The following is a 12,505-nucleotide window of genomic DNA, read 5'->3' on the forward strand; positions in this document are numbered from 1 at the left end:
ATAGAAATGAGAATCCGTTAGGCTCATAACAGCCGAACCGTGTTAGTATTTCAACAAAGTCTTCAACCGCTCTTTCATATAATCATAGCTTGGTCTTGAATCCTGTTTCGCATAAAAGCGAAGCCCGTCAATGGCCTTAACTAGCATATAACAGCGCAGCCGTTCCTCAAAATGAGGGATGTCAACTTTGTTAGCGTTGCATACATCCCTTACTTTTTGAGGGAAATCCAGTGTAGAAGACCAGAAATGCAGACCGGCAACATCAAACATAAAATCACCATGCATAGCCATCTCCCAATCCACGATCCCCGTAACCTTTCTGCCATCAGAGAGCATGTTGCCTAAATGAAAGTCACCGTGCACAAGGAGCGGACTGTCAGGGGCATATTGCAGCAGCTCCATCATAGCCGAGTATCCTTCTTCGAACAGCGGCCTTTCCAGAAAGCTTTCGTCATATAACCGAGTCCAGTCTTGATAGAAGTCATTCGGATCAATCTTAAAAAATGTTTCAATCGTTTCAACCCATGATGTAGATGAGGTGCTGCCCTCCGGTGATATCCATCCGTAGCCTTGAGAACGGTCAATGCTCAGTTGACCTAGCGCCACTAAATGCTTAGCAACATCTTGCAATATGATCTCTTGCTGGGATGGAGGAAAGGCGCTTATAGGCTTTCCGTGCGCCTTATCGCTTATGGCAAAGAATACCCCGTCGATTTCCCCGACCTCCACAACCTTGGGAATAGGCAGACGAGAACCATAGGTCTGGTACATATAGCGTGCCTTTTCCAGTGATTCCTTCGTTTCTTTGAAATGGGCCACGTACGGAAGGCCATTACATTCAAAGCTGAACACTCTGCTGAGTTCTCCCATTTCAATAGGGGACAGGTTAGTTACGGGGCTACCGAGGATCGTCGTCAATTTTTCTTTAGCGACATGAATATCCATACTTAACTTAAACGATTTCAAAAGACCATCTCCATTCAAAAAGTGGTTTGATGAACTCGGTCAAAAGAACGCAAAAAAGCCGTGACGAACCCTCTTAGGATCAGTCACGGCGTAGAACCGTTTTAGACAGAAATAAAAAAGCCTGCTAAAGCGGTGCATTCCAATCGGCGTTATGATGAGCGAGTTCTTCTGATAGCTCATGCTTGAAGTCCATAACAAAGTGAACCCCCCTACAGGAGTTAGTTCGTTTCAAGCATAAAGCGTTATTCAATTTATCATTATTGAATAACAGTCAGGAACACGGTCATCATCATCATGATTGGAACACCTCCGTTTTATAGTTAGGTTTATTGTATTTCAGCATGCTCAAAAAGACAATGATGAATCGAATGAAATCACGAAGTAAACGAAAGCTCCGCCATAGGCATGGCAGGTTCACACGTGCTCTTCATGTTATAATAGCTGCCTGAATCGGATGAGAGGTGGAAGGCCCACATCGCTTCCAGAACATGATAGGCTAGCTCGCCATTCGCACGGTGCTTTCGCTGATGCAGCAAGGCGTCAGCCATATCGGCAGGTCCGATTCCACGGCTGTTTCCGTCATATCCCCGGACAAGAGGCTGTTCCGTCCATTGCTCCTGACCGAGCCTCCGGTACATGACCTTTCCGTCAAATCCGTTCGGATCAGGCACGAGCAGGCTGCCCTCCGTACCATGAATTTCAATATGAGGTAGCGTGCTTCCCCCGAAAATATCAAAGCTCGTAATGAGGGTGGCCACGGCTCCACCATGGAACTGCATCGTACCGGCCACATGGGTCGGGATATCCACAGGAATGCTTTTGCCATGCTTCTTCTGGCTCGTAATCGTCCGTTCCGTCAGTGCTTTGCTCGTAATGCCCGCTACTGTCCGGATAGGACCGAGCAGCTGTACGAGTGCCGTTAAATAATATGGCCCCATATCAAACATCGGGCCGCCGCCTTCTGCGTAATAAAACTCCGGATCAGGATGCCAGTGCTCGTGACCGCGGCTCATCATAAACGCTGTAGCCGAAACAGGGCGGCCAATGGCTCCCTCAGAAATCAATTTCAGAGCGGTTTGGATACCGGCGCCAAGGAATGTATCCGGAGCGCTTCCGACAAGCAGACCTTTTTGTGCGGCTGTATCCAGAACCTTGCGCCCTTGCTCAAGCGTCAGAGTCAGCGGCTTCTCTACATAGACATGCTTTCCGGCTTCCAGAGCCTGAAGGCTCACTTCGGCGTGTACGGCCGGAATCGTCAGATTGATCACTAGGTTAATCTCAGGATGGGCGAGCAGTTCCTCTGTTGTACAGGCTAAAGGAATGTTGTATTTATCCGCTTGAGCTCTGGCTTTGTCGAGATCCAGATCAGCACACGCGATGAGGTCCAGTACTGCGAACTTTTTGCAGTTATCCATGTAGATATTGCTGATATTTCCGCAACCGATAATTCCAGCTTTTATAGTTTGCATTGTAATTATCTCCTTTTCATCAATCCACTTGACTACCGCCCATGCTGCTGTAGATGTTAGCCTTAGAGCCGGGATCCTGAACCCGCATTCGCTTCTGTAGAAACTTTCCCTTCAGCAGCCCATAACAGTCCTCGGGTCATCAATTCCTTAACACTCGGTATTTCAACGATGCCTGCATGATGGCCCAGCGAGTTGTAGTACACTCTTCCGTGGCCCCAACGCTTTGTCCATACAACAGGCATATCTACAGCCTTATTAAACCGGTGAGGACCGTCGGCGACAGGAAAGCGGGTAGTGGCAAGCACTTCAACCGCGGGGTCTACATGTAAGTAATATTGCTCTGATTCTACTAAGAAGTCTTCCATTCCCTGAACCAGAGGGCTGGAGCTTTGTTTTATTTCCACGGTATATTTCACGCTGTCGTTGCCGGGGTGCGCCACCCACTGCCCTCCGGTCATAAATTGCCAGTCTACATTGTTACGGAAAGCATCACACATCCCGCCGTGGCATCCTGCTAGTCCAGTCCCGCCCTGTACCGCTTCGGAAACGTTGTTCACATACTCCTGCGAAATCTCTCCCATCGTCCATACTGGAACGATCAGATCGAGGCTTTTTAGCTTGGACCCATCTCCAAAAGCATCAAGCGTGTCAGATACTTCTACTTGAAACTGATGTGCTTCTAAAATATTTGCGAAAATAGCTGCGATTTGCTGCGGCTCATGACCATCCCAGCCACCCCAAACGATCAGTGCTTTTTTCATTCGTGATAACACTCCTCAAATTGTTATAATTCAGAAATTTTTACCCAGCGGTGTTCCTGTATAGAACGATCTACGGCTTAACCTCCCTAGGAATGATCGAAAGTAAGCCATGGCGTTGTTGTAACGCTTTCATTATAGGGAATACAGAAACAATTCTCTCGCCAGTTTATGTTTTGATATGGACAAAAATTGTAGTACGGACTGTTATTTAGTATTTCTCGCAGAAACGGCCACCGTCTTTCTAAGGACGGCAGTGCCGTTTCTACTTGGTCTGGAGCCATATTCAGCAAACATTCAGCGGAGCCTAAGTGTCCCATAACGTTCTGCTAAGTTTCATCTCAGGTTAAGGTTATATACTTCGAAATGTAAGACCAAACAACATTAAGGAGCGATGAGAGATGATTTATATCGGTAAAAAAGTAATTGCAGGGAGCATTATAGCAAGTGTGGTATTGGGAGGAGCAGGTTATCTGCAGAATAATACGTTTGCTGCCAGTGCAGATACCACCACTAAGGCTACGGATCAGGCGGCGTCGGACACGGCTAAGAAAGAAGCGGGTGACAAAGTCAGGGAGGATGACAGCAAAATGGGACACCTCCGTGGCGGATTCGGGGGCGGTAGCTTGATCAAACAAACGGCTGAGGTGCTGGACTTGAAGGAAAGCGACATCCGGACTCAGCTCGAAGCGGGGAAAACATTTGCCGAAATTGCGGAAGATAAGGGTCTTACGAAAGCAGCCTTTTTGCAAAAGCTGATCGATGCCGAAACGAAGAAGATTGACGAACGTAAGAGCGAAGGTGCGCTGACGGACAACCAGGCAGTGGAGCAGAAAGAGAAGCTGAGTGACCGTCTGGAGCAGGCCATTGAGAGCAGTGACATGGGGAGAAGCGGACATGGCAAGGAAAGCGGGATGGATCACGGAATGGGCAGATTCGGAAAGACAGACGAAATTGCTGAGATTCTCGGCATGACGGAAGAGAAACTGAAGGAGGGACTTGAAGAGGGAAAAACGATTGCTGAGCTTGCTGCGGCTAAGGGTATCAGCGAGGCAGACCTGATCCAGAAACTGAAAGACAATATGACAGAGCCGTTGAAACAGTGGGTGAACGAGAAACATACAGCGCCGGATAAAAAGGCGGAAACAACAGAAACCGAGGCGGATGCTACTTAATAAATAGAGGCAGGAAAGGAGGAGGAGTAAATGAAGCAAAAACGGGGATTATCGTGGTTTTGGATCGGCTTAACGGTAGTCGTTCTCATATGGTTTGGCATTAAAGCAGTCGACTTAATCGGTCACTTGGCACATGTCGAGGGACCGCGAGGATTCGGACGAGGACAGGGCTTTGGATATGGTGGCCCTCACCGCTTAGTATCCCATCATGGCTACGGTGTTTTTGGAATGTCAGCTGTGTATGCAATGTTAATGAAGGCATCACTGTTTGCTCTGTTTGCAGTTATTTGGGCGAAGGCCTCCGGTCTGTTGAAATGGGGGGGAGCCGTACTCACCGGTGTGGTTCTAATGAGCTTGCTGACTCCGTTCTGGGGACTCGCCGTGATGATTGTATTGTTCCTGACCAAGGGCAGAATGAACCGGCTGAAGCATGATTACGGAAATCTTTCAGGAACGCCGGCCGGTACATATCCGGTATATGACGCGAGCGGTTTTTACACATCATCGGCTTATGAACGAGGAAGAATGCTTGATGAATGGGAGAAAAATAATCACAAGGAGGAGAAACAATAATGGGTATTTTCGGAAGAGTGAAAGAGATGGCGGCAGCTGACATACATCATATGCTGGATCGGATGGAAGATCCGATTCCTATGGCTAAGCAGTATATTCGTCAGGTGGAGGAGCAATTGGATCATACCCGTCAGGCTCTGATTCAACAGCTGGCTGCAGAGCAGAATTACGATGTGATGATAGCCAGGGCTAAAGAGATGGTGGGAAAAAGGCTGCGCCAGGCGGAGCTCGCTGTGGAACGTGATGAAGAGCCTATTGCGGAAATCGCTGTTCAGGACAAGTTGTATCATGAGCGGCTGATTCAGGAATATGAAGGACAAAGGGAGGTCATCCGTCAGCAGGCAGATTTATTGAGGAAGCAGATGGTACAGTTAACGGATATGCACCAGGATTTGCAGAACCGGTTGTTCTTCCTAGTCTCCCGCATCCATGCGGCTCAATCGATGAAGTCGGCTTCCTCAACATTAACGAATCTTGACACCGATAGAGTGACAAGGAGCTTCACACGAGTGGAAGACAAATTACGCTATTTGGAGACAGGCATAAACGCTCGGGAATACGGTTCCGCTGCCTCCGATACGGCAGGAAAGCTAGACGTTTTTGAGACACAGGAAGCGATCAAAGCGGAATTATACAGAATCAAGGAGGCTAAAGGAAAAGAGTAAATAATGCAGGGTTAAAAGGGCCGTCCCCAAAGTGGTAACCTCACTTGAAGAATAGATCGCTTTAATCAAAAAAAGGTACGAAAAATAAAGAAATTGCGGTGCAGCAGGTTATTCATGCACCGTCATTTCTTTATTTCTATATATTGCAGGTACCTCAGACTGATTCGAATCTCCCGATTTCCTTTCTTTGGTTTCATGTGCAGTCTTTCTTCCAGCATTTTAATCAAACATTTATCGCAGTTTAAGTGTCTCATAACGTTCCACTAAGCTTCTTCTCAGGTTGAGGCTATATACTTTGAAATATAAGACGGAACAACATATGAAGGAGTGATGAGAGATGATTTATATAGGTAAAACATTAATTACAGGGAGTTTACTAGCTAGCTTGGTCCTTGGAGGAGCCGCTTATCTGCAGAACGATACATTAGCTGACAGTACAGATACCTCTAGCAAGGCTACCAATCTGCCTGTGTCGGACAAGATTAAGAAAGTTGCGGGTGATAAGATCGAGGAGGGCGGCAGTAAAATGGGACATGGCAAGGAAAACCGGACGGATACAGCGACTAAGGACATAAGCGAGGTCGAACTGATCCAAAAGCTGATAGACAATATGACAGAGTCGCAAAAATAGGAGATGAACGAGAACATGCAGCGCCGGGTTAAAAGTGGAATCAACAACAGAAACCAAGGCAGAGGAGGAGTTCATGAAGAAAAAATGGGGGGAGACGGACTCACTGGTGTGGTGCAGATGAGTCTGTTAACTCCGTTCTGAAGGGGCGAAATCATTATCCGCACAGAGATACGCCACCATCATACATTGAAATCCTACACCCCAACCAAGTGAAGAGATTTTGAGATCATGTTGTGAACCATCTAGAAAAACTCCTAATCCAGTCCATTCTTTACAACCTTGAGAGGTAATTAACTCCTTCACCTTACTTACAGAAAGCCCCAGTTTATTCTTGCCTTTAAGGGAATCCATTAATTCAATCACCAAAATGGCTAAATCGGATGGTGTTGTCCAAAGTCCAGAAGCTGCCGGATAAGGATATATCGGAACTTGTCATCAAATACTTAAACCGCTTACATTATAATGCTCCATCCGTTCATTCATATTAATATTTAATTCCATATCCCAACCACCCCCTCCTATTCCTTTACATTATAGAAACGTAAGTTCGCAATCAAGCAATTATTTTTAATACAAATTTTTCAAGATATAAAGAATTAATCGCATGAAAAACTTCCGATAAAAGCGGTCTGTCAACTGTGAGAATACACCCAAGAACGTTTTTCTTTTGAATGGGAAAAATAGATGTTGACCTTAACGTTACGTAAAGGTGTACAGTGAAGTTGTCAGGAGGTGAACTCATGGAGTATACCATTCAGAAGCTGGGGCAGCTGGCCGGAATTAGCACGAGGACTCTGCGGTATTATGACGAGATTGGTATTCTTAAGCCGGCAAGAATCAATTCGTCAGGCTACCGTATTTACGGCCAGTTCGAGGTGGACCAACTGCAGCAAATATTGTTTTACAGGGAACTCGGACTTCAGCTGGACCAGATTAAGCAGATCATCACCTCACCTTCTTTTGACAGCGTACACGCTCTTAAACTGCACCGTGAGCAGCTCCGGGACAAAAGAAGACAGTTGGATTTGCTTATTGCGAATGTGAATAAGACGATAGCATCCACGGAAGGGAGAGGTACAATGAGTAATCAAGAGAAATTCGAAGGCTTCAAGCAAAAAATGATAGATGATAACGAGAAAAAATATGGTAAAGAGATTCGTGAAAAATATGGAAATGAGAGCGTTGACCAATCCAATACCAAACTGAAAAATATGACGCAGGAGCAGCACGAAAGGGTGACCCGACTGGCTGAAGAGGTGAAGGATACACTCGCTCAGGCTTTCAAACAGGGTGATCCGGCAGGGGAGCTGGCTCAAAAGGCTGCGGACTTGCATAAACAATGGCTGACCTTTTATTGGAACGAGTACAGTAAAGAAGCACATGCCGGTTTGGCTCAAATGTATGTCGATGATGAACGCTTTAAAGCCTACTATGATGCAGAGCAGCCGGGAAGCGCCGAATTTTTGAGAGATGCGATCCTCATTTATACGCAGATGATATAGTGTGGGGGAGAACCACTCAACAAGGAAAAAGTTGGATAAATATTATACTGAAAATATGCAAATAATAAATGAGTCCCAAAGGTAGCCTTTGGCAACACATCTACAGCCCTAGTAAAACGGTGATCAAAATCTTTCACGTCGAATTTTTGAAAATAGGTGTTGACAAACCATATGTACAGGACTAAGATGTGTATTAATCTAATATTGGATAACACGATGAAAGAGCGAAGTAGCAATTTTGTCCCTGTACTCAGAAAGCCGGGGGTTGATGCGACCCGGCACACACACAATTGCGAATTACACTCTGGAGGATCTTAGGTAACGCTAAGCGGATTGGCAATCGATACTATTGCCGAGAGTGGTATTAACAGTGACTGCAGCCTGTTAATGCAATTTGGGTGGTAACACGGTTAATAATCGTCCCTATGTCTGTAACAGACACTAGGCGACGATTTTTTTGTTTTTCTTGTCTTTTTTATCAACACACTAACTTAAAATAAATTACCAAGGGAGCGAACCAAAATGATGAACATTATCGATGAACTCGAATGGCGCGGAGCCATCAATCAACAAACAGATGCAGAGGGATTGCGTAAACTGACAAACGAGAAATCGGTATCGCTATACTGCGGGGTTGACCCGACCGGAGACAGTATGCACATCGGTCACTTGATTCCCTTTATGATGCTGAAACGTTTCCAGATGGCTGGTCACCGTCCTGTTATTCTGATTGGCGGAGCGACTGGCACCATCGGTGACCCAAGCGGCAGAACTTCAGAACGCACATTGCAAACGATGGATCAAGTTCAGAATAACGTTGATGCTCTGACAGCACAAATGAAGAAACTGTTTGTCAACGAGGGTGACACAGGATTACGCATGGTGAACAACTTTGATTGGACACATAACTTAACGATATTGGATTTCCTTCGTGACTTCGGGAAAAACTTCAGTGTCAACACGATGTTGGCCAAAGATATCGTTGCAAGTCGTCTTGATAGTGGAATTTCGTTTACCGAATTCTCATACCAGATTCTTCAATCCATGGACTTCCATCACTTGTTCACACAATTAGATGTGCAGCTTCAGATCGGAGGGGCAGATCAATGGGGTAATATTACAAGTGGTCTTGACCTTATCCGTAAAAAAGAAGGTTCAGAAGCGAAAGCATTTGGTCTCACCATTCCATTGATGCTTAAAGCGGATGGTACGAAGTTTGGTAAAACTGCGGGTGGCGCTATCTGGCTGGATCCGAATAAGACGACTCCATTTGAATTCTACCAGTTCTGGGCAAACACAGACGATCGTGACGTTATCAGATACCTGAAATTCTTCACTTTCTTGACCAAAGAACAGATTGATGAGCTGGAAGTTAAGGTACAGACCGAGCCGCATAAACGTGAAGCACAGCTTAAACTGGCTGAAGAAATGACGAGATTCGTTCACAGTGAAGAAGCTCTGATACAAGCTCAGAAAATTACAGAGGCTCTGTTCAGCGGGGAAATTAAGTCGCTGACAGCCGATGAAATCGAGCAAGGCTTCAAAGAAATGCCGACATTCCATGCTTTGAAAGAATCTAAAAATATCATCGATTGGCTAGTCGATTTAGGCATTGAGCCTTCCAAACGTCAAGCACGTGAAGATGTTACCAGAGGTGCCATCTCTATGAATGGAGAGAAGGTTACCGATATGGATATGGAAGTTTCAGTCGATAACTCCTTTGATGGACGGTTCATTATTATTCGCAAAGGCAAAAAGAACTACAGCCTGGTGAAATTGGGAGAATAGCTCTTTAGCTATTCTCCACCCCATCACTCGTGGAGGCGAGGTTAAAAGTGTCTGAATCGTGGAAAAGATCGCTTCAATACGCTTTTACTAATCACCGAATCATCTCTGGCATTAACCATGATCAGCAAGTCACTTGGCTTAGTTTGGATCTTGTTCTTGATCAGGTTCCATTCAATCAGATCAATGCAGAATTAGATCATATGTTGGTGGCATTTAATCGTTTATTTAAATATAAAAGTGTTAAACAGGTAGCACTGGGTTATTTTCGAATGCTGGATGTTATGCAGCATGGCGATCTATACCAAGCCAAGATTCACCTTCTTCTACCCACGTTAAAGAGTTACTTTCAGGGCAGATACTATCTGAAGTATGATGCATGGCTGTCTCTGTGGCGCAAAGCACTGAACTGCGAATCAGATCTTAGGGCGCTTGTCAATGTGAGCGTCATGAGTGGAAAGAGCGATCAACGTGGAATTATTCGCAAAATGGAGTTTGGATTGCAGCAACTGCATCAAGAACTGGGGTGTGAATCTGCTGGTTTTAACGGATCGCTTACTGGACGCAGATGGATCGGTTACAGTAGATTGCTTAAAGAGTACATGGTTCCGCCGAAATCCATCACCAGTTCTAACATGAATTTCTACAATACGGAAGATTCAATTGCTAACAGCGCGTTTGAGTCGATGGTTCAGTGGTACCCGGGCGTACGAAACGATGCAAACATCAATCCTATCTTTGAAAATATAAAATTACCGTGATAACTATCACAATTTCATAGTGAAATACATCACTCCAAGACTGGTTTTAAGTCATGAAAAATGACTAAAACCAGTCTTTTTTTTGTCATTTTAGCCCAAATATATCAGTTCAGACAAAGGCTATATTTGTGCATATTGGAAGGTTATAACTGTTCCTGAATGGAATCTGTGGGTATTTTAGTCATCTCTAGTATGATGTCGATTTGCACAACAACCTTAATGAATAACTATGTTGTGATTAAGTATTCACTTTGTATTTCCTGAATGGAATGCCAATCTTCATAAAACAAGACCCACGATCTTCAATACTTGATTCATGTGTCAGATGAAGATCATCTTTCACAAGCCAATCTATAGTTACCGGAAGTGGAGTACTGCTCTTTTGAAAAATTACTTCAGACAGGAATACGGGAGGCATAAAAGATGGGAAATATCAGCTAGGTCGAATAAATATAATATACATATATAAGAATAATTATGCATTAATTTATCTCGAAAATGCTTTTATCAATAAAAGCGTTAAACCTTTTATGCATCTATGAATAGCGTGATGAAAGCGTTGGTGTATACAACAACAAGATTTTGGAAAAAGAGAAAAAATCCATATGTGACAAGGCTTTGAAGCGAATTGACAAAACAAAAAAATGAGGCGTATACTGACGACACAAGTTAATCGATTAACAAAAAAATATAATTTTTCGTGACGTTAAGGTGGTGAAGTCGAAGCATTGTTCCTATGTTTTAATTCATTGTTTATGCACCAAGGTTAGACAATAGGATAGAGAAAGAAGGATCGGATTTTATGGCCAATTCTAAAAAATTGACTCTGTTTGGCTTGATCGGTATCACCATGGCTTTCTTTGGTACCGTACGTAGTGTACCGACGCTGTCCGCTACGGGTTGGACACAGATTTTTTACATGCTGGTGGCGGCAATTTTGTTTGCCCTTCCCATTGCACTGATGTCCGCCGAGATGTCAACAGGATTTCCCGAAGAGGGTGGTCCGCAAGTATGGGTCAAGAAAGCATTAGGAGAAAAGTGGGGCTTCGTTACATCCTGGCTGTTATGGGTTCAAATGTTTTTCGGGATGGTAATGGTTGCATCCACTGTCGGCGTACTGTTTGGTTACGTCATTAATAAACCTGAGCTTTCATCCAATAACGTATTCATTTTTATAGTAATTCTTATTTCTTACTGGGGTGTAACCTTGTTGAACCTGAAATTCGACATGGTAAAGATTGCGGGTAACTGGGGCGCAATTATCGGTGTATACATTCCATTCGTATTTCTCGTAATCCTTGGCGTTATGTACATGATCAAAAATGGTATTCAACCTGAAAGCTACCTGGGCAACTTCAAGGCAAGCGACTTGCTACCTAACCTTTCAGATCTGGGAAGTTTGGCTTATTTGTCAGGTATTATCTTTATCTTCGCTGGTGTGGAGATTTCTTCGGTCCATGCGAACAACATTGAAAATCCGAAACGGAATTATCCAATTGCCGTTATTGCATCTGTAATATTGCTTGTTATTTTCAACCTTGTTGCCGGTTTGACTGTGTCCAATGCAGTGCCAAGGGGCAAGATGGAATTAGCGAATATTACACAACCGTATATGATTTTCTGTGAGAATTTGGGCATTCCATCCATTTTCGTCAATCTTATTTCCGGCATGATTTTGATCGGTGTGTTGGTTCAGCTGAGCGCCTGGGTACTTGGACCAAGTAAATCGATGATTAAAGTAGCGGATGAGGGTAACTTGCCTCCGTTCTTCCAAAAAAGAACTTCCAAGAATGTTCCTATTACATTCGTTATGATTCAAGCGATTGTCATCTCGCTTGTGTCGGTTCTATATATTGTTGTACCTAATGTCAACAGCGCATTTCTTATCATAACAATCACAACAACGATTTTGTATTGTATCGTTTACGCGTTGATTGCTATTTCCGCGATCCGCTTGCGTTATAAAATGCCTGAAGTTGAGAGACCGTTCAGACTTGGTGCCAAAGGCAATGGATTAATGTGGTTTGTATCCCTGTTGTCCTTGCTTAGTGTAGGCATTACACTTACCGTCAGCTTGATTCCGCCTTCCGTTCTGGAGCCAAGCCAGTATACAGGCTACATCATTTATCAAGTAGGAGCTACGATTGTGATGGTGGGTATTGCTCTGATTATCAATAAAATGAAGAAGCCAAGCTGGAAGAAAAGTGAATAACTTCACAT

Annotated in this window: 12 protein-coding genes, 1 pseudogene and 1 other annotated feature; of the genes and pseudogenes, 9 read left to right on the forward strand and 4 right to left on the reverse strand. The window is 44.4% G+C overall.

Going from position 1 to position 12,505, the window contains the following annotated elements:
* Positions 1-42 precede the first annotated feature (42 nt).
* The 3 genes from MNQ98_RS03670 to MNQ98_RS03680 form a co-directional block, all read right to left on the reverse strand.
* Entirely contained in the window at positions 43-966 is a 924-nt protein-coding gene (locus tag MNQ98_RS03670) for an aminoglycoside phosphotransferase family protein (RefSeq protein ID WP_241931963.1), read from the reverse strand.
* A 374-nt stretch (positions 967-1,340) separates the two neighbouring features.
* Positions 1,341-2,435 (reverse strand): Gfo/Idh/MocA family protein, encoded by a 1,095-nt coding sequence (locus MNQ98_RS03675; RefSeq protein WP_241931964.1) that lies wholly within the window; start codon positions 2,433-2,435, stop codon positions 1,341-1,343.
* A 62-nt stretch (positions 2,436-2,497) separates the two neighbouring features.
* Positions 2,498-3,196: a ThuA domain-containing protein gene (locus tag MNQ98_RS03680; protein WP_241931965.1), complete on the reverse strand. Its 699-nt coding sequence runs from the start codon at positions 3,194-3,196 to the stop codon at positions 2,498-2,500.
* A gap of 398 nt (positions 3,197-3,594) precedes the next feature.
* Here MNQ98_RS03680 and MNQ98_RS03685 point away from each other — a divergent pair, with 398 nt between their 5' ends.
* From MNQ98_RS03685 to MNQ98_RS29600, 5 genes are all read left to right on the forward strand, one after another.
* Positions 3,595-4,368 carry a hypothetical protein gene (locus MNQ98_RS03685; protein ID WP_241931966.1) on the forward strand — a complete coding sequence of 258 codons (774 nt, stop codon included), beginning with the start codon at positions 3,595-3,597 and terminating at the stop codon, positions 4,366-4,368.
* 30 nt (positions 4,369-4,398) lie between these two features.
* Complete coding sequence (locus MNQ98_RS03690; protein WP_241931967.1) at positions 4,399-4,941, forward strand: hypothetical protein; 543 nt, start codon at positions 4,399-4,401, stop codon at positions 4,939-4,941.
* Complete coding sequence (locus MNQ98_RS03695) at positions 4,941-5,606, forward strand: PspA/IM30 family protein (RefSeq protein ID WP_241931968.1); 666 nt, start codon at positions 4,941-4,943, stop codon at positions 5,604-5,606. The genes MNQ98_RS03690 and MNQ98_RS03695 overlap by 1 nt, the downstream gene beginning before the upstream one ends.
* Before the next feature lie 337 nt (positions 5,607-5,943).
* Positions 5,944-6,237 carry a hypothetical protein gene (locus tag MNQ98_RS03700; protein ID WP_241931969.1) on the forward strand — a complete coding sequence of 98 codons (294 nt, stop codon included), beginning with the start codon at positions 5,944-5,946 and terminating at the stop codon, positions 6,235-6,237.
* A 15-nt stretch (positions 6,238-6,252) separates the two neighbouring features.
* Positions 6,253-6,378 carry a hypothetical protein gene (locus tag MNQ98_RS29600; RefSeq protein WP_277883725.1) on the forward strand — a complete coding sequence of 42 codons (126 nt, stop codon included), beginning with the start codon at positions 6,253-6,255 and terminating at the stop codon, positions 6,376-6,378.
* Here MNQ98_RS29600 and MNQ98_RS03705 read toward each other — a convergent pair.
* Positions 6,364-6,663 (reverse strand): annotated as a pseudogene (locus MNQ98_RS03705) (serine hydrolase domain-containing protein); the annotation flags it as partial. The gene MNQ98_RS29600 and the pseudogene MNQ98_RS03705 sit on opposite strands and share 15 nt — an antisense overlap.
* A 314-nt stretch (positions 6,664-6,977) precedes the next feature.
* Here MNQ98_RS03705 and MNQ98_RS03710 point away from each other — a divergent pair.
* From MNQ98_RS03710 to tyrP, 4 genes are all read left to right on the forward strand, one after another.
* Positions 6,978-7,739: a MerR family transcriptional regulator gene (locus MNQ98_RS03710; protein WP_241931970.1), complete on the forward strand. Its 762-nt coding sequence runs from the start codon at positions 6,978-6,980 to the stop codon at positions 7,737-7,739.
* A 207-nt stretch (positions 7,740-7,946) separates the two neighbouring features.
* Positions 7,947-8,167: a binding site (T-box leader), on the forward strand.
* Between the two features lie 97 nt (positions 8,168-8,264).
* Positions 8,265-9,527 carry a tyrosine--tRNA ligase gene (gene tyrS, locus MNQ98_RS03715; protein WP_241933839.1) on the forward strand — a complete coding sequence of 421 codons (1,263 nt, stop codon included), beginning with the start codon at positions 8,265-8,267 and terminating at the stop codon, positions 9,525-9,527.
* 47 nt (positions 9,528-9,574) lie between these two features.
* The gene (locus MNQ98_RS03720; protein ID WP_241931971.1) at positions 9,575-10,285 is read left to right on the forward strand and encodes a protein rep; all 711 of its coding nucleotides are present in this window, start codon (positions 9,575-9,577) and stop codon (positions 10,283-10,285) included.
* 802 nt (positions 10,286-11,087) lie between these two features.
* Positions 11,088-12,497: a tyrosine-tyramine antiporter gene (tyrP, locus tag MNQ98_RS03725; protein WP_241931972.1), complete on the forward strand. Its 1,410-nt coding sequence runs from the start codon at positions 11,088-11,090 to the stop codon at positions 12,495-12,497.
* The last annotated feature ends 8 nt before the right edge of the window (positions 12,498-12,505 follow it).

This window comes from Paenibacillus sp. N3/727 (genome assembly GCF_022637315.1).
GTDB classification, from domain to species: domain Bacteria; phylum Bacillota; class Bacilli; order Paenibacillales; family Paenibacillaceae; genus Paenibacillus_AQ; species Paenibacillus_AQ uliginis.

What these genes read in the sequence shown, in the direction of transcription:
- MNQ98_RS03675 (WP_241931964.1), bottom strand. Translation starts at nt 2,435, where the DNA reads ATGCAAACTATAAAAGCTGGAATTATCGGTTGCGGAAATATCAGCAAT.
- MNQ98_RS03680 (WP_241931965.1), bottom strand. Translation starts at nt 3,196, where the DNA reads ATGAAAAAAGCACTGATCGTTTGGGGTGGCTGGGATGGTCATGAGCCG.
- MNQ98_RS03685 (WP_241931966.1), top strand. Translation starts at nt 3,595, where the DNA reads ATGATTTATATCGGTAAAAAAGTAATTGCAGGGAGCATTATAGCAAGT.
- MNQ98_RS03690 (WP_241931967.1), top strand. Translation starts at nt 4,399, where the DNA reads ATGAAGCAAAAACGGGGATTATCGTGGTTTTGGATCGGCTTAACGGTA.
- MNQ98_RS03695 (WP_241931968.1), top strand. Translation starts at nt 4,941, where the DNA reads ATGGGTATTTTCGGAAGAGTGAAAGAGATGGCGGCAGCTGACATACAT.
- MNQ98_RS03700 (WP_241931969.1), top strand. Translation starts at nt 5,944, where the DNA reads ATGATTTATATAGGTAAAACATTAATTACAGGGAGTTTACTAGCTAGC.
- MNQ98_RS29600 (WP_277883725.1), top strand. Translation starts at nt 6,253, where the DNA reads ATGCAGCGCCGGGTTAAAAGTGGAATCAACAACAGAAACCAAGGCAGA.
- MNQ98_RS03710 (WP_241931970.1), top strand. Translation starts at nt 6,978, where the DNA reads ATGGAGTATACCATTCAGAAGCTGGGGCAGCTGGCCGGAATTAGCACG.
- tyrS (WP_241933839.1), top strand. Translation starts at nt 8,265, where the DNA reads ATGAACATTATCGATGAACTCGAATGGCGCGGAGCCATCAATCAACAA.
- tyrP (WP_241931972.1), top strand. Translation starts at nt 11,088, where the DNA reads ATGGCCAATTCTAAAAAATTGACTCTGTTTGGCTTGATCGGTATCACC.